The following is a 17,908-nucleotide window of genomic DNA, read 5'->3' as shown; positions in this document are numbered from 1 at the left end:
AGTCAAATGCTGATTATGCGTGTACCGATCGGTATAAACAAGTACCGCAGGTCGTGCGTTCACCGTCCGGTGAACCGGGCTTTGCCCGGGCCGTGCTCGAGAAAGGACTCCATGCCGATCGTGCGGTCCTCGGTGGCGAACAGTTCGGCGAACACCTCCGACTCGAGGTCCAGGCCCGCGGTCAGGTCACGGTCGAGCCCGCCCTCGATGGCCTTCTTCGCCGCCGCGTAGGCCAGTGCCGGTCCCTCGGCGAACTGGGCTGCGTAGGCGTGGGCCCGGTCGTAGACCTCCTCGGCGGGCACGACCTCATCGACCAGGCCCATCTCCAGGGCCTCGGCGGCGCCGACGAAGCGGCCGGTGTAGACGAGGTCTTTCGCCGCGGCCTCGCCCACCAGCCGCGCGAGTCGCTGGGTTCCGCCGCCTCCCGGGATCACGCCGAGCAGGATCTCGGGCAACCCGAGCTTCGCGTTGTCCGCGGCGATGCGGCGATCGGTGCTCAGAGCGATCTCGAGCCCGCCGCCGAGCGCGTACCCGGTGATCGCACTGACCGTCGGCTTCGGCACCGACGCCAGCGCACCGATGCCCGCCGAGATCCGCCGCGACTGCGCGGCCATCTCGGCGTGGGACGCCGACGCGAGCTCACGCACGTCGGCGCCGGCGGCGAAGGTCTTGGGTCCGCCGTGGATCACGACGGCCCGGATGTCCTCGCGCGCGGTCAGGGTCACGGCGACCTCGGCCAGTTCATCCCGCACGGTCCGGTTCAGCGCGTTCACCGGCGGCCGGTCGAGGCGGACGACGCCGACCCCGCCCTTCACCGTCAGCTGAACATGCTCAGGCATGGGCTGCTCCTGTCTGTATCGATCGGTACAAACGAGGGTAGGGGCGCGATTCGATGGTGTGCTGTGAGCTTTGGCATAGGGCGATGATCAGGCAGACCGGGTGGTCCAGAAACGGCGGAGTAGGGTGGGGCCATGGCCGACGCTGATCTGCACTTCTACTTCGACCCGGTCTGTCCCTTCGCCTGGATGGCGAGCAAGTGGGTTCGAACGGTCGCCCGGCGCAAGCGGTACGACGTCGAATGGCGCTTCATTTCGCTGCGGCTGGTCAACAGTCACATCGACTACGACACGCACTTCCCGCCCGAGTACGAGGCTTCGCACACCGCTGGCCTGCAGCTGCTGCGGGTGGCGGCGAGCATTCGCCGGGAACACGGCCCGGAACCGGTCGGCGCGTTCTACGAGATGCTCGGCGAGGAGACCTTCGAGCGTGAACCGGTGCCGGGCGGCAGTGCCGCCGCGGTGCACCGGGGCGCCCGGGCGCTCGCGATCGAGGCGTTGCGGCAGTGCGGGCTGCCGGAGGACTACGCGAACGCGCTGGAGGACACCGGCTGGGACGCGGAGATCCGGGCGGAAACCGACACCGCCCTGGCGCTCACCGGCAAGGACGTCGGCACGCCCATCCTGCATTTCGAGCCGCCCGAGGGCACCGCGCTCTTCGGGCCGGTGATCAGCCGTCTTCCCGCCGAGGAGGAGGCGCTCGAGCTCTGGGACCACGTGGTGGCGCTGGCGCGGTTCCCCGGGTTCGCGGAGCTGAAGCGCAGCCTCCGGGAACGTCCCCAGCTAATGTCGTTCGGCGTGCGGGAGGGTGAAGTGGGGCGGCAGGAGGACTGGCACGGCGGGAGCCGCCGCCAGAAGAAGTAGGCGGTCCGGTTGGCCGGACCGCGGTGGCTCGCAAGCGTCTGGTGGGCCGGCAGTGGGGTGGGACTAGCGGTGCGGCGGGAGCCGCCGTCGGAAAGAGGCGTAGCGCGGCCGGCCTGGAGCTGGTGGCCGCGGGCGGTCAGGAGGTCGATTGCGGCGGCTGCGGCGGTCAGAGGATGGCGGCCGGAGCCGGTTCTGCGGCGGGTGCCGCCGTCGGCTGGGCGACGTGCCCGGTGGGCCGGAGCTGGCCGTGGATCACCAGGTCGGTGAGCCGGTCGGCGATGTCCTCCGGGGACAGCGGGCCGCGCGCGGTGTCGAGCCAGACGTGGGTCCAGTTGAACATGCCCAGCACACCGAGCACGACCACCCGGTCCGCACTGGCGAAGACTCCTTCGCGTACCCCCTCGCGCAGCACCTCGGCGAAGAGGTTCTCGTACTCGTCGCGCAACGCGGTCAGCTGCGTCGCGCGCTTGCCGCTCAGCGCGTGCATTTCCCGGATCACCACAGTCACTTCGTCGCAGCGCGCGGCCATGATGCGCAAGTGCTCCCTGGCGAGCGCACGCAGCTTCGCCGTCGCGGGGATGTCTTGCGCCACCACGGCCCTGCCCCGTTCGAGCGCCTCCTCGACGTGGCGCTTCGACAGGTCGTACAACAGGTCCTCTTTGGACCGGATGTGGTAGTAGAGAGCGCCGCGCTGCAGACCGGCCGCCTCGCCGAGCTCGGCGACGCCGGTGGCGTGATAACCCTTGCGTGCGAAGATCTCAGCCGCGACGCGCAGAATGCGCTCGTGGGTCGACTCGCCCGACGTGTCCCGCCGGTGTGCCATCGTTCCTCCCCGTTCGCCGATCGGTGCCAGCGTACCGATCAGTATAGGAATCGCAACGGGCAGCGATTGGCCGACGAAGCCGACCGCGGGTCGTTCCACGTACCACCCGTAGCAACGCGGCAGCAGCCGGTGTACCCAGCACCTTGTGAGCGCAGTCACTCATCTGGGTGAAGTCCAGACGCGGCTGCTCGATCAGGGATTGACTCGCCACAGATCGCCTGTACCGTTCGGTCCGACGTTCGGTACTGACCGATCGATACAGAGCCATCGGACAACGGAGTGGCGATGAGCGGAACTCTTTTACGGCGGCGATCCGGCCTGCTGGCCAACATCTCCCAGGAGCAAATCGTCCTCGTGGTGGTCGTGGCGCTCTTCGTGGTGTTCGGCCTGACCCTCAACGGCTTCCTCCAGCTGAACAACCTCGTCAACCTGGTCCGCAGCGTGTCGTCACTCGGAATCTTCGGCGTGGCGATGGCGGTCGTGGTGGTCGCACGCGGTATGGACCTCTCGCTCATCGCTTCGATGGGCGTCGCCACCGCAGTGGCGATCCAGCTGATGCGCACCGAAGTCAGCACGCCCGTCGCGCTGATCGTGGGCATCGGGATCGTGCTGGTGATGGGGCTGTTCAACGGTTTCCTGATCGCGTTCGCCGAGATCCCGGCCCTGTTCGCGACGCTGGCCTCCGGTCTGCTCGTCTACGGCCTGGCGCGCACGACCGTCCTCGATGGACTGATCGCCGAACTGCCCGGCGACCGGCACTTCGTCGTCGCGCTCGGTCAGGGCACCTTGTTCGGCATCCCGGTCCCCATCATCGTGTTCGTGGTGACCGCGGTGCTGGCGCAAGTCATGCTGGCGCGGACCAAAACGGGCCGGTTCATCTACGCGCACGGCGACAACGCGGGCGCGGCGGCCCTGTCGGGAATTTCCGTCCGGCCACTCACCATCTTCGAGTACATGGCCAGCGCCACGATCGGGTTCGTCGGCGGCCTCGTCGTCGCCGGATCCGTCGGCGGGCTCAACACGCAGGTGATCGACAGCTCGCTGATCTACGACGTGCTGCTCGTCGTGGTGGTCGGTGGCATCAGCCTGGTCGGTGGGCGGGGCAGCGTGCTGAGCGTGGTCGTGGGCACCGCACTGATCGGTGTGATGCTCAACGGGATGACCATCCTCAACATGAACACTCACGAGCAGGACATCATCAAGGGCTTGATCCTGCTCGCGGCGCTCGTGCTGGACAACCGGCTGCACCCGCGTGACGAGGAGACCGTCCGCCAGGGCGACTGAACCCCGGACAACGAATTTCGACCCAAGGACAAGGAGGTCCTGCCATGCGAATCGGCAAATCGCGGATGCTGCGGATCAGTGGGCTCGCCGCGGCCGCCGTGCTGGCTGTCACCGGCTGCTCGACCGGGGGCAGCGCCCAGACCACGGCCGCGGGAAACAACCAAGTGCCGCCGACGGCTTCCGCGGGAGAGCTGCGCGACCACGCGCTGAACAGCTTGCAGGGCAAGACAGCCGCGTTCGTGCCGGTCGGCATGGGCACCCCGCTGATGGAGGAGTGGAACCGGCAGCTGGAACGCGGGTTCAAGGCCGCCGGCATGAACTACGTGCTGCGCGACCCCAACTGGGACACCGCGAAGCAGGCCGAAGCCGTGCAGTCGCTCATCAACGACAAACCGGCTGTCCTGGTGGTGCACAACTTCGACGTGCAGATCCTCGCCAAGCTCATCCAGCAGGCGCAGCAGGCGGGGATCTACGTCATCCAGATCAACATGGTGAGCAACTACAAGTCCGACGCCTTCGTCGGCGCCGACACCATCGACCTCGGCCGCCGCATCGCCACCGACATCGTCGCGCAGTGCGGTGCGAACACACAGACGTCGCACGAGGTGCAAATCGTCCAGGGTGACGCCACCTCCGGGTTCACGCTCGACGTGATGGCCGGCGCGAAGCAGGTCTTCGACCAGCACCCGGAGATCAAGATCGTCTCCACGCAGGCGGCGAACTGGGACCGCACCAAGGCCCACGACATCACCGCGACGGTGATCCAGCAGCACCCGAACCTGTGCGCCAGCTGGGGCTTCTGGGACCAGATGCAGTACGGAGCGGCCGCCGCGATCAAGGAGGCGGGCAAGCTCGGTCAGGTCAAGGTGTTCACCTCCGACCACAGCAACATCGCCTGCGAGGGTGTGCGCGACGGCATGTTCTTCCAGTCCTACGGCTACTCGGTGCCAACGCAGGGCACGGACATCGTGGCGATCGCGAAATACCTGGTCCAGTCCGGGCAGGCCCCCGGCACGGCCCGGATCGCCGACTACACCCCGCTGGTGAAGATCGACAAGAGCAACTGGAACCAGCCGAACATGTGCTACGACGGCAAGAACGACGGGCTGACCGTTCGCTGATCCCATCCCCGCCGGGACGCCTCCCGCCCGCGGCGTCCCGGCGCGCCCCAGCTCCGGAGAGGGAGAACCATGACGGCAACTGCGGAGGTGCGGCCCGCGACATCGCGGCGCCGCCCACCTGAGCGCAACGTCCGAGAGCACGAAACCGTTCGCGACCGGTTTCGCCACCTGCGTTACCGCGCCTCGCCGCAACAGTTCTTCGCTGAGCTGTTCGAGAAGAGGTGGATGGAGCCGGCAATCCCGCTGGCCATCCTGATCGCGGTGATCGTGTTCTTCTCCGTCGCGGCCCCGGGTTTCGCCACCTCCGCGAACCTGTTGTCGACGGCGGCAGAGCTCGCGGAGATCTCGTTGATCTGCCTCGGCATGGCCGTGGTGATGATCTCCGGGGGCATCGATCTGTCCGTCGGCTCGATGTTCGGGCTGTGCAACATGATCGCGATCCTGCTGATCACCGTCGTCGGGGTGCCGGTCGTGCCGGCGATCCTGCTGACGCTGGTGGCCGGTGCCCTGCTGGGCGCCACCAACGGCACGATCGTCGCCTACCTCAAGGCGCGGCCGTTCCTGACCACGTTGGTCACGCTGATCATCTTCCGTGGCGTGCTGAACCTGCTCGACCTGCACTACTCGGCCAAGACCGCGTCGGTGTTCGTCATGGACCCGGTGTGGGACTGGTTCGGCACGGGCAAGGTCGCCGGCCTGCCGTTCAGCTTCGTCACCTTGCTGGTGGTGCTCGTCGTCGGGCACATCGTGCTCAGCAGGTCGCGGCTCGGGTGGCACATCACCGCGGTCGGCGCGAGCCGTCGGGCCGCCCGCCACGCGGGCATCCGCGTGGAGCGGGTCCTGCTGATCAGCTACGTCGTCGCGGGGGCGCTGTGCGCGCTGGCGGGCGTCTTCTACGCGGCGCGGCTGAGCAGCGCCAGCGCGCGCGTCGGCGAGGGTCTCGAGCTGAACGTGCTGACCGCGGTCATCCTGGGCGGCATCAGCCTCACCGGCGGCAAGGGCACTGTCTGGCGAGCCTTCATCGGCGCGGCGACGATCAGCTTGCTGGGCAAGGGTTTGTTGCTGATGGACGTGGGCGGCGAGGTACTGCAGACCGTGCTGGCGGTGGTGCTGATCGTCGCCGTGGGTCTGGACACCAAGTGGGGCAAGAACCGCGGCAAGGCCATCCAGAAGACCTACGTCAACCCGACCCTGGTGGAGTACGGCCCGCTGCCGGACGTCCGGCCGGGCTCGGGCAGCCCGTTCGCGATCAACGACCGGCTGCGCGACGCGGAAGCGATCGGGCTCGGCGAGGTCGAGGGTCCCGAGGATGTGATCGTGGACTCGCAGGGACGCGTCTACTGCGGTACCCGGCAGGGTTGGATCCTCCGCTTCTCCGGACCCGACTTCAGCAAGCGCGAGGTCTTCGCCCGCATCGGCGGGCACCCGCTGGGCATGGCGTTCGACGCCGACGAGAACCTGATCGTGTGCGTCGGCGGCATGGGTCTGTATTCCGTGTCCCCGGACGGCAAGCACCGCAAGCTCTCCGACGAGACCAACCGGACGTGGATCCAGCTGCGGGACGACTCGCGGTTGCGCATGGCCGACGACCTCGACATCACGCCCGACGGCAAGGTCTGGTTCAGCGAGGCCACCACCCGCTTCGACATGGCCGACTGGATCCTCGACGGCGTCGAGGGCAGGCCCAACGGGCGGCTGCTCTGCTACGACCCCGCGACCGGGAAGACCCGGACGGTGATCCGGGATCTGGTGTTCCCCAACGGGATCTGCAGCTGCCACGACGGCGAGTCGCTGCTCATCGCGCAGACCTGGCTGTGCCGCATCCTGCGGTACTGGCACAGCGGGCCGAAGAAGGGCGAGCTCGAGATCTTCATGGACAACTTCCCCGGCTACCTGGACAACATCAACCGGGCCTCCGACGGAACCTACTGGGTGGCGCTCAACGGGATGCGTTCACCCGCCTACGACCTCGCGATGCGCATGCCCACCTTCCGGCGCCGCATGATGAAGCGCATTCCGCGCGACGAATGGCTCTACCCGAGCATGAACCACGGTTGCGTGGTCAAGGTGTCCGATGCCGGAGAGGTGCTGGAAGCCTACTGGGATCCGGGCGGGGAGAAGCACTCCACCATCACGTCGATGCGCGAGCACAACGGCTACCTCTACATCGGGGGGCTCGAGAACAACCGGATCGGCCGCGTCGAGCTCCGCGCCGATCGACCCGAAATGGCCACCACCGAGCGGGCGGGCCGTCCCGCCACGGTCGGCTGAGGAGGAGGACCGATGCCCCGAGTCGAAGCCTGGGAACTGGTCAAGGAGTTCCTCTTTCCCGGCAGGTCCGAACACCGGGCCATCCCGCCGCTGGACGGCGGGCTCACGCCGGACGACGAGCTCGACGCCGTCGCGACCGCGATCGGCGGCCTGACCGAGCCCGAGGACGTGTGCCTGGACGAGCGCGGCGACCTGTACGTGAGCACCGCCGACCGGGTGGTGCGGGTGTCCGGTCCGGACTTCGGCCACTCCGAGGTGCTCGCCACCCTGCCGGGGCCGGCCGGCGCGCTGGAGCCCGGTCCCGACGGCCTGCTGGTGGGTGTGGCGGGGACCGGCCTGATGCGGCTGGGCCGTGACGGAGCGGCGGAGCTGGTGACCGCGGCAGACGAATCCGGGGTGCCGATCCACTGCCCGACGGACGTCGCGCTCGCCGGCGACGGCACGATCTACCTCACCGACGGGTCCACCCGGCACCACGGCCGTGACTGGATTCGGGACTTGATGGAGCAGAACGCCTGCGGACGGCTGCTGCGCCACGACCCCCGGTCCGGTCGCACCACCGTGCTGGCCGGCGGACTGGCCTACGCCAGCGGAGTGTCCCTGACACCCGGGCAGGACGCGCTCGTCGTCTGCGAGGCGTGGGCGCACCGGGTCCGCCTCTACCCGCTGGCCGGCGGAGCCGCTCGCATCTTGCGGGAGAACCTGCCCGGCTACCCGGGCCGGATCAACCCGGCCCCGGGCGGCTACTGGCTGGCGATGTTCGCGCTGCGCACCCAGCTGGTGGAGTTCGTGCTGACCCAGCGCGACTACGTCGAGGAGATGATGCGCACGATCGAGCCGGACTACTGGATCCGCCCCGCGTTGCGTGGCCTCGACTCCGGCCTGGAACCGTTGCAGGGCGGCCAGATCCGCAAGCTCGGCGTGATCAAGCCGTGGGCGCCACCCCGGTCCTACGGCCTGGTGGCCCGGCTGGACGAGGAGGGCTACGTGGTCTCGAGCATGCACAGCCGCGGCGGTGGCCGGCGGCACGGTGTCACCTCGGCCCGCCAGTGCGGAAGCCGGCTGTTCATCGCGGTGCACGGCGGGGACCAGGTGCTGGTGACCGGCGCGGGGGAGGCGTGATGAACCAGTCCATCGTGGAGCAGCTGGAGATCGACCCGGCGACCGGGCAGACCCTGCTGGTCGAGATGTCGAAGGTGACCAAGACCTACCGCGGCGTGCACGCGATCCACGACGTCGACTTCGACCTGCGCGCCGGCGAGGTGCACGCGCTGGTCGGCGAGAACGGCGCGGGCAAGTCGACGCTGTGCAAGATCCTCGCCGGCGCGGTGCAGCACTCGAGCGGGGAGCTGCGGATCGGTGGCGAGCTGGTGAACTTCCGCCGCCCGCACGACGCGCTCGAACATGGGATCGCGATGGTGTACCAGGAGACGAGCCTGGTGCCGACGATGACCGCGGCGCAGAACATCGAGCTGGGGCACGAAAAGGTGCTGACCCGTTTCCGCTCGCTCAACATCGGTGCCCAGCAACTGTTGCAGTCGATGAACTTCCACGTCGATCCGACGGACTACGTGTCCACCTTGGGCGCGGCGAAGAAGCAGATGGTGGAGATCGCGCGGGCCCTGCGCTCCCGGGCGCGGATCGTCATCTTCGACGAGCCGACCGCCAGCCTCACCCCCGAGGAGACGCTCCACCTGTTCAACGTCATCGACGATCTTCGCGCGGCGGGCCTGGGCGTCATCTATGTGTCGCACGCCCTGGAGGAGTCGCTCAAGATCGCCGACCGGGTCACCGTCCTGCGTGACGGTGAAAGGGTGGCGTGCCTGGAAGCGGCCAAGACCAACCGGGACGAGATCGTCCGGCACATGGTGGGGCGCGAACTGGGCGGCGCCGCCCGGGTGGAGCCGCGTCGCACAGCGGACGTTCGCAAGCGCCGCGTGCTGGAGGTCGAGAACCTCATCCTGGGCAACGTCGTGAAGAACATGTCGTTCTCCGCCTACGCGGGCGAGGTGCTCGGCATCGCTGGCCTGATCGGCAGTGGCCGCACGGAAACCGCGAAGATCATCGCCGGGGCGCTCAAGCGCAACCGCATCCACGGTGGCCGCGTGCTGCTCAACGGGAAACCGGTGCGCTACCGGGTGCCGAAGCAGGCGATCGACGACGGGATCGTCTACATCACCGAGGATCGCAAACTGGACGGGTTCTTCGAGACGATGACCATCGCCGAGAACCTCTACCTCGGCCTGCTCGCCTCGCGCAAGGGGCGGCGGCAGTGGTGGTTGTCCTCGGCGCGGCGCAAGCGGGTGGCGAAGGAGTGGAGCGACCGGCTGCGGATCAAGGCGATCAACGCCGACGCGAAGATCGTCGAGCTCTCCGGCGGGAACCAGCAGAAGGTGGTCGTCGGCAAGTCGCTGGTGGCGGACCCGGAGGTGGTCATCTTCGACGAGCCGACGCGCGGTGTGGACGTCGGCGCGATCGAGGAGATCCACCAGTTGATCCGGCAGCTCGCCGACGAGGGCAAGGCGGTCATCGTCATCTCGTCCTACCTGCCGGAGATCCTCGCCGTGTCGGACCGGATCCTGGTCGCCCGGTTCGGTCGCACCGTGGCCGAGTTCAGCCGGGAAGAGGCCACCCAGGAAAAGATCATGTACGCCGCGATCTTCTGAAGCGGAGCGAAAATGGACAGTTACACGGTGGCCGAGCTGCTGCGCAAACCGCGCCTGGCCGGCCGGGTCAACGAAGGCCGCGTGGCGGTCGTCTTCGAAAGCCGTGAGGTCACCTTCGACGAGCTCGACGAGCGGTCGGACCGGCTCGCGGCCGCCCTGCACGCCCAGGGTTTCGCCAAGGGGGACCGGGTCGGCGTTCTGCTGCACAACCGGGTCGAATGGGTGGAGCTCTTCTTCGCCGTCGCCAAGCTCGGCGGGGTGGTGGTGCCGCTCAACTACCTGCTCAAGGCCGGTGAGCTGCGCTACATCCTGGACGACTGCGCGGCGTCCTGGGTGGTGTACGAGCAGGCGCTGGAACCAGTGGTGAAGGAGCTGCGCGCCGGCGGGTCGGCCGCCCGGTACGTCGGCGTGGGCACCGTGGACGGGGATTTCGCTTATGAGGAGCTGATCTCGCAGGCCGGCCCGCCGCCGGAGGTCGAGGTCGGCTCGGGAGACCTGTTCCTGCTGCAGTACACCTCCGGGACCACCGGTGCGCCGAAAGGCGCGATGCACACCCACGCCACGGTGTTGTGGAACTCCTTCCACCAGGTCGTGGATTACGGCATCACCGCGGACGAGGTGTACCTGGTGGTGCCCGCTTTGTGCTGGGCGGCGGGGTTCCACGACCTCGCCCTCGCGACGTTGTGGCGGGGCGGGCGGGTGGTGCTCTCGCCCAGTACCGGCTTCACCCCCGAGCGGTTCCTCACCATGGTGGAACGGCACCGGGTGACGTCCGTGCTGCTCGTTCCCACGGTGCTCAAGCGTGTGCTCGGGCATCCCGGTTTCGGCGACCACGACGTCAGCTCGCTGCGCCTGATCTGCAGCGGCGGCGAACCGGTGCCGCTGACCGCACTGGCGGACGCTCGCCGCCTGCTCCCGTCCTGTGCGGTGCTGCAGGTGTACGGGATGAGCGAGTTCCCCACGATGATGACCTACGTCCGACCCGACGAGGCCGTTGGCAAGGCGGGCTCCGCCGGGCGCGCCTGCAGCGCGGCGGAGGTGCGGGTGGTGGACGAGCGCGGGCAGGACACCGCGCCGGGCGAGGTCGGCGAGATCATCTGCCGCTCGCCGGCCACGATGATCGGCTACTACGGAAAGCCCGACGCGACAGCCGCCACCCTCGAGGGTGGCTGGCTGCACACCGGTGACCTGGCCCACGTCGACGAGGACGGCTACCTCTACATCTCCGGCCGGTCGAAGGACATGATCATCACCGGCGGCCTGAACGTGTACCCGGCCGAGGTGGAACGCGTGGTAGCGCAGCATCCAGCGGTCCTCGAGGCCGCGGTGGTGGGTGTCCCGGATCCAGGGTGGGGCGAAGTCGGCGCAGCCATGGTGGTCCTGCGGCCCGGGTCCGAGGTCGGCGAGGAGGAGCTGACACGGTACCTGAAGAGCGAGCTGGCGAACTACAAGATCCCTCGCCGGTTCACCTTCACCGACACGCCGCTGCCGCGCACGACCTCGGGCAAGGTGCAGAAGTTCCGGGTGCGGAACCTCCTGGATCTGCGATGACCGCGCCTGAACGCCGGTAGCGCGTCTCCGGGCGATATCATGTGGATCGTTCGGTCCACGATCGGGAGTGAGGGCGGCGTCGGTTATGACGGTCACGAGTTTCGAGGCGAACAGGGCACGCGTGATCGGGATCGCGGCGGATCTGTTCGCCCGGAACGGCTACCACGGCACCGGGATGGCCGAGCTGGGGCAGGCGGTCGGGCTCGGCCGGGGCGCGCTCTACCACTACATCGGCAGCAAGGAGGCCGTGCTCTACGCGATCAGCAAGGAGCAGGTCGACAAGATGAACAGCTACGCCGAGGAGCTGCTCGACCAGGAGCTCGCTCCGGAGGAGCTGCTCCGGCAGATGGCCCGCGGGCTGTTGGCCAACATCGCCGAGCACCGCTCCGAGTGGGCCGTGTTCTTCCGCGAGTACACCGCACTGACCGGTGAGCGCCGGGACCACGTCATCGCGGCCCGCGAACGGTACGAAAGCTACTGGCGGCAGGCACTGGACAACGGCGTGCGTGCGGGGGTGCTGCGCCAGACCCCGCGCTTGCTGGTGAAAGGGATCCTGGGCATGCTCAACTACACGTACCTGTGGATGGAGCCCGACGGCGAGCTGAAACCCGACGAGGTCGCCGACTTGTTCCTCGACGCGCTGATCGACGGCATCCGGGCCTGAGGCGGATCGTAGCGGCCCCTACGATTCCGCGCCGGCCTGCCTCGCGAACATTGTGACGTGTACCGTTCGGTACGAAATTGCTTGTCGGTGTTTGTCCGCTCTGCTACAAACGGAGCACACCGGCTGCCCGCCAATGGGGTTCGGGCCGGGTTTCTCTCGCCGGGCCCTGGTGCCGGCAGGCCCGTTCTCCTTACCCTTCCGCGGCTTCCCGTCGCCGGTGTCGCCGACATGGGAGGAACGACATGCGAATCGACGACAGCGCTGCCCTGGTCACCGGCGGTGCGTCAGGGCTCGGCCAGGCGACGGCCCGCCTGCTGGCGGAGAAGGGGGCGCGGGTCTTCGCGCTCGACCTGCCCGCGGCGGTCGCGGCGGCCACCACGGTCGAGGGGGTGACCTATGTCGAGGCCGACGTCACCGACTCCGACCAGGTGCAGGCGGCCGTCGACAAGGCCGCCGGCGCGGGCGTGCCGCTGCGGATCGCGGTGAACTGCGCGGGGATCGCCCCGTCTGCCCGTATCCTGTCCCGCTCGGGCAGGCACGACGTGGCACTCTTCCGCAAGGTCCTCGACATCAACCTCGCCGGCACCTTCACCGTGCTCGCTGTCGCCGCCGAGGCGATCGCCACGACCGAGCCGCTGGCGGACGGCGCCCGCGGAGTGGTGGTCAACACCGCGTCGGCCGCCGCGTTCGACGGACAGATCGGGCAGGTCGCCTACGCCGCGTCCAAGGGCGGCGTCGTCGGGCTGACCTTGCCCGCGGCCCGGGATCTGGCGTCGTCGGGCATCCGGGTGATGACCATCGCGCCCGGCATCATCGACACCCCGATGATGGCCACCGTCGCCGAAGAGTACCGAGCCGGGCTCGCGGCCGGAGTTCCGTTCCCGCCGCGGTTCGGGCGGCCCGACGAGTACGCGCGGCTCGTCGCCACCATCGTCGAACACGATTACCTGAACGGCGAAGTCATCCGGATGGACGGAGCGATCCGGATGGCGCCGCGATAGGGAATCCACCTGTGTGGGGGCGGGCGGAACTCTGCCCAAAGCCTTGTACTGATCGGTCTGTACAAGTATTGTTCGAAGCAGTCCAGCGTCGGATCCCGGGAGGAAACGTGGCCAGTAGCGCGGGGTGTGCCCTCGTCACCGGCGGAGCGGGTGGAATCGGCCGCGAAGTCGTCCGGCAACTCGCCGAACGCGGACTGCACGTCATCGTCGCCGACCTCGACACCGATGCCGCCCGCCGCGCGGCCGACGAAGCCGGAGCCGCCTCCGCGGTGGCCTTCGACGTGGGCGACCCGGGTGCCTGGAAAGTGGCGGTCGAAGCCGTTGGGGCCGCGGGTCTTCCCCTCACCGCGCTGGTGCTGAACGCGGGCGTCGCACTCGGCGAAGCGGAGCTCCTCGACGTCGACCCCGTGGCCTATCGCCGCGCGTGGTCGGTGAACGTCGACGGAGTGGTCTACGGCTTGCAGGCCCTCGTGCCACGGCTGCTGGCCGCGCGCGGGCGCGCGGTCGTGACCGCGTCACTCGCGGGCATGACCGCGGTGCCGTTCGATCCGGTGTACGCGATGACGAAGCACGCGGTGATCGGCTTGGTCCGGGGCTACGCGCCCACGCTCGCCGCCAAGGGGGTCGGGCTGCACGCGGTCTGCCCCGGCCTGGTCGACACGCCGATGCTGGGCGCCGCCCGTCCCGAGCTTGACCGGCTCGGCTTCCCGCTGGTCACCGTGCGCGATGTGGCGCGCGCGCTGGTCTCGTGCGCCGTCGGCGACGACCCGAGCGAGGTCGTCGTCGTGCAGCCCGGCCGGGAGCCGGTCCCTTATCGCTTCGCCGGCGTGCCCGGCGGCCGGACGGGCGGCCCGATGCCCGCCCTGCCGTCCCGGCTGCCGATCGGCACCCGCCGGTCGGTGTGAACCCGCCCCAGGGAGGAACCATGACATCAGTGCGCGACGCGGTCATCGTCGACGTTGTGCGCACGCCCGTCGGCAAGGGGAAGAAGGGCGGTGCGCTGTCGCATGTCCACCCCGTGCACCTGCTCGCCGACGTCCTCACCGCCCTCGTCCAGCGCGCCGATCTCGATCCGGCCCTGGTCGACGACGTGATCGGCGGTTGCGTCACCAAGGCGGGGGAGCAGGCGATCAACCCCACTCGCAGCGCCGTGCTGGCCGCGGGCTTCCCGCTCTCGGTGCCGGCGACCACGATCGACCGGCAGTGCGGTTCCAGTCAGCAGGCGGTGCACTTCGCCGCGCAGGCGATCCAGGCCGGCGCGGCCGACATCGTGATCGCCTGCGGTGTCGAATCGATGTCGCGGGTGCCGATGCACTCCGACGCCCAGGGTGCCGACCACCTCGGCACCCGGATCGCGGAGCGGTTTCCCGGTGGCGGGCTCATCGGCCAGGGGCTTTCCGCCGAGCTGATCTGCGCCCGCTGGCAGCTGGACCGCGACGAGCTGGACGAGTTCTCCGCGGTCTCGCACCACCGCGCAGCAGCCGCGCGGGATGCCTTCGCGCGCGATCTGATCACCGTCACCGATGCGCCGGAGGTGACCGTCGACGAGACCGTCCGGCCGGGGACCACGGTCCAGACGCTCGCCGGGCTCCGGCCGTCCTTCGTGGACGAAGCGGCTGCGCGGCGGTTCCCCGAGATCGACTGGAAGATCACGCCGGGCAACTCCTCGCCGCTGACCGACGGAGCGGCGGGCGTCCTGCTGATGAGCGCGGAGAAGGCCGAGCAGCTGGGCCTGACCCCGCGGGCGCGGGTGCACTCGATGGCCGTTGTCGGGGACGACCCGATCGTCATGCTCATGGGCGTCGTGCCGGCCACCCGCGCCGTGCTCGAGCGCGCCGGGCTCACCGCCGACGACATCGACCTGTTCGAGGTGAACGAGGCGTTCGCGCCTGTGCCGCTGGCCTGGATGAACGATCTCAAGGTGGAGCACGACCGGCTCAACGTGCACGGCGGTGCCATCGCGCTCGGCCACCCGCTGGGCGCCAGCGGCGCCCGGATCATGACGACCCTCGTCGGCGCGCTGGAGCGCCGCGGGGCCCGCTTCGGGCTCCAGACGATGTGCGAGTGGGGCGGCATGGCCAACGCCACGATCGTCGAGCGGATCTGATTCCTCTTTTCCGATAAATCTCACGCACTTATTTCTATAGACCGATCGGTACAATACTGTGATGGATGCAGACGACAGCATGACGGGTGAGCGGGTGGCCTTGGTCACCGGCGCCTCCCGCGGTATCGGAGCCGGCATCGCGCAGCAGCTCCTCGACCGGGGCCTGCGGGTTGCCGGGACCTACCGGACCGGCGGTGAGCTCGTCGAGAAGCTCGCCGCGGTCCACCCGGACCGAGTTCTGCCGGTGCCCTTCGACCTCGCCGCGCCCGAGGGCGCCGGTGCGGCGATCGAGCAGGTCACCGGCCAGTGGGGCCGGCTCGACACGCTCGTCCTCAACGCGGCGGTCTGGCACGGCGGCAAGCTCGCCAAGATCGATCTCGACGACTGGTGGCAGGTCGTCGAGGCGAACCTGAGAAGCACCGCCGCGCTCGTCCAGGCCGCGATCCCGTGGCTGACCCGGGGAGCGAGCCCGAGCCCCGGCGTCGTGCTGGTCGGCTCCGCGGTCGGCTCAGTGGGCTTCCCAGGCGACACGGCCTACGCGAGCGCCAAAGCGGCGGCCGTGGGCTTCGCCCGCTCGCTGGCGAAGGAACTCGCACCCAAGGGAGTCCGGGTCAACGTGCTCGCGCCGGGCTTCGTCGACACCGACATGACGTCGGCGATCCCGGACGCGGCACGCGCCAGGATCGCCGATGCCACCTTGCTCGGACGGTTCGGCACGGTCGAGGAAATCGCCCGTGCCGCGGTTTTCCTGGCCGAGGACGCGACGTTCTGCACAGGTGCGGTGCTCGCCGCCGATGGCGGCTGGACGCTTTAGATCTCAAGGAGGAAATGATGAACGCAGGCCTGCCCGCCGACGAGTACCGGAAGCTGCGCGACAGTGTGCTCGCCACGATCTGGGACGAGCTCGACCCGCTGGAACACCAGATCGAGGACACCGAAACCATTCCTTATGACATCGTCATGCCCGCGCTTCGCTCGTGTGGCGCGTTCGGGCTGATCGTGCCCCAGGAGTACGGCGGCGCCGGGCTGTCGATGGCGCAGTACCTGCCGATCCTGGCCGAGTTCGCCAAGATCCAGGGCGGCATCCGCGCGATCGTGCACGTGCACAACTCCTTCGCGCACGCGCTGTCCGAGATCGGGAACGATGCTCAGAAGAAGGAGATTCTGCCGGGCGCGGCGACCGGTGAGAAATCGCTGGCCTTCGCGCTCACTGAGCCTGGCAACGGGACCGGCGCCGACCTGTCGACCACCGCGCGGCGCGAGGGTGACGAGTACGTGCTCAACGGGCGGAAGTGGCTCATCACCAACTCCGACATCGCCTCACATTTCCTGGTGTTCGCCAAGACGTCCGACAAAGACGTTTCGGCGCTCATCGTGCCGCGCGACACCCCCGGGTTCTCCATCGCGCCGCTGCCGGAAACGATGGGCTGCAAGGGTGCCGAGCACGGCGAGCTGACGTTCGAGGATGTGCGGGTGCCGGTGTCGGCTCTGGTCGGCGCCGAGGGCGAGGGCGGCGCACACCTGGAGCGGGCGCTGGAGATCAGCCGCGTGTTCATCGCCGCTTCCTCGCTGGGCACGGCGTCGCGGGCGCTGGAACTGTCGCTGAAGTACGCGCAGGAGCGGGTCACCTTCGGCAAGCCGATCGCGCAGCGCCAGGCAATCCAGCGCTACCTGGCCGAGATGGCCGCCGACGTGTACGCGTTGCGCGGCATGCTGGCCGACGCGGCGTCCAAGTGGGACAGCGGCAAGCGGATCCCGGCCGAGTCGTCACTGGTCAAGCAGTTCGGGCTGGAGGCCGTCGGCCGGGTCACCGACCGCGCGCTGCTGGTGCACGGCGGGATCGGCTACACCCGCAAGTACCCGATCGAACGCCTCTACCGCGACGCGCGGCTGAACTGGCTGGAGGAGGGCACGCCCACCATCCAGTACATGGTGGCCGCCCGGGAACTGCTCGGCGGCTACACGTTCGAGGACGCGTTCGCGGTCGCCAGCTGACCGACGACACGACAGATCCGGCCGGGCGCCCGGGGCGCCCGGCCGTTGTCGTGTGGCGGTGCTCGCAAAAGCTGGGCTACGCGGGCGGGACCGCTTATGTTTGACAGTGATGTCAAACATGAACTCAAGGAGGCTGCCGGTGTCGCTTGTGAACTCGGTGGAAGTGGTCGAGTCGTTCTGGCGCGACGTGTGGAACGCCGGCAACCCGGACGCCGCGGACCGCTACGTCGTCGAGGACTTCGTGATCACGAACGCGGGCGAGCGCATCGAAGGGCGCGAGAACTTCAAGGCGTGGATCCGGGCTTTCCTCGAGAAGATCGACGACTTCCGGCTGGAAGTCATCGAAACGTTCCAGAACCACGACGGCAGCCGTGTCGCCTCGCGCTGGCGGGTGCACGGCCGCAACAAGGGAATATTCGGCACCGAGCCCGACGGCCGGCCGATCTCGTTCAGCGGAACCGCGGTGTGGGAAGTGCGCGAAGACGGCAAGCTGCTGCACAACCACGTCGAGCGGGCTTCGTGGGAACTCTTCCAGCGTCTGACCCGGCAGTCGGCCTGACCGTGCGCCGCGGGCCCGCCGGCCGTGGCGGTCGCGAGGTCTCCCGGCACGGTCGAACGCGTCCCGTCGCCACCGGCGCCGGCCGTGTTCCGGTGGCGGACGGTTGTAGTCCGCTCGGCGTTGCCGCCGCTGTCGCTTTCGGACACACTGCGGCCGCATCCAAGCT

16 protein-coding genes are annotated in these 17,908 nt (G+C 68.9%); 14 read left to right on the top strand and 2 right to left on the bottom strand.

Annotated features, from left to right (window positions below; all coding sequences use genetic code 11):
• Positions 1-59 precede the first annotated feature (59 nt).
• Complete coding sequence (locus IE290_RS10105) at positions 60-839, bottom strand: enoyl-CoA hydratase/isomerase family protein (RefSeq protein ID WP_191244279.1); 780 nt, start codon at positions 837-839, stop codon at positions 60-62.
• 132 nt (positions 840-971) lie between these two features.
• On the opposite strand from IE290_RS10105, the gene IE290_RS10100 reads away from it, so the two are divergent.
• On the top strand, positions 972-1,700 hold the full coding sequence (locus IE290_RS10100; protein ID WP_191244278.1) for a mycothiol-dependent nitroreductase Rv2466c family protein: 729 nt from the start codon (positions 972-974) through the stop codon (positions 1,698-1,700).
• 166 nt (positions 1,701-1,866) lie between these two features.
• Here IE290_RS10100 and IE290_RS10095 read toward each other — a convergent pair whose 3' ends face one another.
• A complete protein-coding gene (locus tag IE290_RS10095; protein ID WP_191244277.1) occupies positions 1,867-2,622 on the bottom strand; it encodes a TetR/AcrR family transcriptional regulator in 756 nt (251 codons plus the stop codon).
• A 186-nt stretch (positions 2,623-2,808) separates the two neighbouring features.
• Between IE290_RS10095 and IE290_RS10090 the strand changes: the two genes are divergently transcribed.
• The 13 genes from IE290_RS10090 to IE290_RS10030 all read left to right on the top strand — a co-directional run bounded on the left by IE290_RS10090 (position 2,809) and on the right by IE290_RS10030 (position 17,742).
• Positions 2,809-3,807: an ABC transporter permease gene (locus tag IE290_RS10090; protein ID WP_191244276.1), complete on the top strand. Its 999-nt coding sequence runs from the start codon at positions 2,809-2,811 to the stop codon at positions 3,805-3,807.
• Between the two features lie 44 nt (positions 3,808-3,851).
• Positions 3,852-4,928: a sugar ABC transporter substrate-binding protein gene (locus IE290_RS10085; RefSeq protein WP_191244275.1), complete on the top strand. Its 1,077-nt coding sequence runs from the start codon at positions 3,852-3,854 to the stop codon at positions 4,926-4,928.
• A gap of 225 nt (positions 4,929-5,153) precedes the next feature.
• Complete coding sequence (locus tag IE290_RS10080) at positions 5,154-7,199, top strand: ABC transporter permease (RefSeq protein WP_229874381.1); 2,046 nt, start codon at positions 5,154-5,156, stop codon at positions 7,197-7,199.
• 12 nt (positions 7,200-7,211) lie between these two features.
• Positions 7,212-8,321 carry an SMP-30/gluconolactonase/LRE family protein gene (locus tag IE290_RS10075; RefSeq protein ID WP_191244274.1) on the top strand — a complete coding sequence of 370 codons (1,110 nt, stop codon included), beginning with the start codon at positions 7,212-7,214 and terminating at the stop codon, positions 8,319-8,321.
• The gene (locus tag IE290_RS10070; protein WP_191244273.1) at positions 8,321-9,865 is read left to right on the top strand and encodes a sugar ABC transporter ATP-binding protein; all 1,545 of its coding nucleotides are present in this window, start codon (positions 8,321-8,323) and stop codon (positions 9,863-9,865) included. The genes IE290_RS10075 and IE290_RS10070 overlap by 1 nt, the downstream gene beginning before the upstream one ends.
• A 12-nt stretch (positions 9,866-9,877) precedes the next feature.
• Entirely contained in the window at positions 9,878-11,416 is a 1,539-nt protein-coding gene (locus IE290_RS10065) for a class I adenylate-forming enzyme family protein (protein WP_191244272.1), read from the top strand.
• Between the two features lie 85 nt (positions 11,417-11,501).
• Positions 11,502-12,080, top strand: coding sequence for a TetR/AcrR family transcriptional regulator (locus IE290_RS10060; RefSeq protein WP_191244271.1), 579 nt, complete (start codon positions 11,502-11,504; stop codon positions 12,078-12,080).
• Positions 12,081-12,322: 242 nt separating this feature from the next.
• Positions 12,323-13,081, top strand: coding sequence for an SDR family NAD(P)-dependent oxidoreductase (locus tag IE290_RS10055; RefSeq protein WP_191244270.1), 759 nt, complete (start codon positions 12,323-12,325; stop codon positions 13,079-13,081).
• A gap of 107 nt (positions 13,082-13,188) precedes the next feature.
• On the top strand, positions 13,189-13,986 hold the full coding sequence (locus IE290_RS10050; RefSeq protein ID WP_191244269.1) for an SDR family NAD(P)-dependent oxidoreductase: 798 nt from the start codon (positions 13,189-13,191) through the stop codon (positions 13,984-13,986).
• A gap of 29 nt (positions 13,987-14,015) precedes the next feature.
• Positions 14,016-15,188, top strand: coding sequence for a thiolase family protein (locus IE290_RS10045; RefSeq protein ID WP_229874492.1), 1,173 nt, complete (start codon positions 14,016-14,018; stop codon positions 15,186-15,188).
• A 61-nt stretch (positions 15,189-15,249) separates the two neighbouring features.
• Positions 15,250-16,002: an SDR family NAD(P)-dependent oxidoreductase gene (locus IE290_RS10040; protein WP_191244267.1), complete on the top strand. Its 753-nt coding sequence runs from the start codon at positions 15,250-15,252 to the stop codon at positions 16,000-16,002.
• Between the two features lie 17 nt (positions 16,003-16,019).
• Positions 16,020-17,183, top strand: coding sequence for an acyl-CoA dehydrogenase family protein (locus IE290_RS10035; protein WP_191244266.1), 1,164 nt, complete (start codon positions 16,020-16,022; stop codon positions 17,181-17,183).
• Between the two features lie 139 nt (positions 17,184-17,322).
• A complete protein-coding gene (locus IE290_RS10030; RefSeq protein WP_191244265.1) occupies positions 17,323-17,742 on the top strand; it encodes an ester cyclase in 420 nt (139 codons plus the stop codon).
• Positions 17,743-17,908: the final 166 nt, after the last annotated feature.

It is taken from the genome of Amycolatopsis deserti (assembly GCF_014653945.1).
Lineage (GTDB): Bacteria > Actinomycetota > Actinomycetes > Mycobacteriales > Pseudonocardiaceae > Amycolatopsis_E > Amycolatopsis_E deserti.
The sequence above is the reverse complement of the archived record's forward strand: the minus strand, read 5'-3'. Positions and strand labels throughout refer to the sequence as shown.

Coding starts and splice junctions, on each gene's coding strand:
- IE290_RS10040 (WP_191244267.1), top strand. CDS start 15,250: ATGGATGCAGACGACAGCATGACGGGTGAGCGGGTGGCCTTGGTCACC.
- IE290_RS10090 (WP_191244276.1), top strand. CDS start 2,809: ATGAGCGGAACTCTTTTACGGCGGCGATCCGGCCTGCTGGCCAACATC.
- IE290_RS10105 (WP_191244279.1), bottom strand. CDS start 839: ATGCCTGAGCATGTTCAGCTGACGGTGAAGGGCGGGGTCGGCGTCGTC.
- IE290_RS10065 (WP_191244272.1), top strand. CDS start 9,878: ATGGACAGTTACACGGTGGCCGAGCTGCTGCGCAAACCGCGCCTGGCC.
- IE290_RS10080 (WP_229874381.1), top strand. CDS start 5,154: ATGGAGCCGGCAATCCCGCTGGCCATCCTGATCGCGGTGATCGTGTTC.
- IE290_RS10035 (WP_191244266.1), top strand. CDS start 16,020: ATGAACGCAGGCCTGCCCGCCGACGAGTACCGGAAGCTGCGCGACAGT.
- IE290_RS10070 (WP_191244273.1), top strand. CDS start 8,321: ATGAACCAGTCCATCGTGGAGCAGCTGGAGATCGACCCGGCGACCGGG.
- IE290_RS10085 (WP_191244275.1), top strand. CDS start 3,852: ATGCGAATCGGCAAATCGCGGATGCTGCGGATCAGTGGGCTCGCCGCG.
- IE290_RS10060 (WP_191244271.1), top strand. CDS start 11,502: ATGACGGTCACGAGTTTCGAGGCGAACAGGGCACGCGTGATCGGGATC.
- IE290_RS10075 (WP_191244274.1), top strand. CDS start 7,212: ATGCCCCGAGTCGAAGCCTGGGAACTGGTCAAGGAGTTCCTCTTTCCC.
- IE290_RS10055 (WP_191244270.1), top strand. CDS start 12,323: ATGCGAATCGACGACAGCGCTGCCCTGGTCACCGGCGGTGCGTCAGGG.
- IE290_RS10100 (WP_191244278.1), top strand. CDS start 972: ATGGCCGACGCTGATCTGCACTTCTACTTCGACCCGGTCTGTCCCTTC.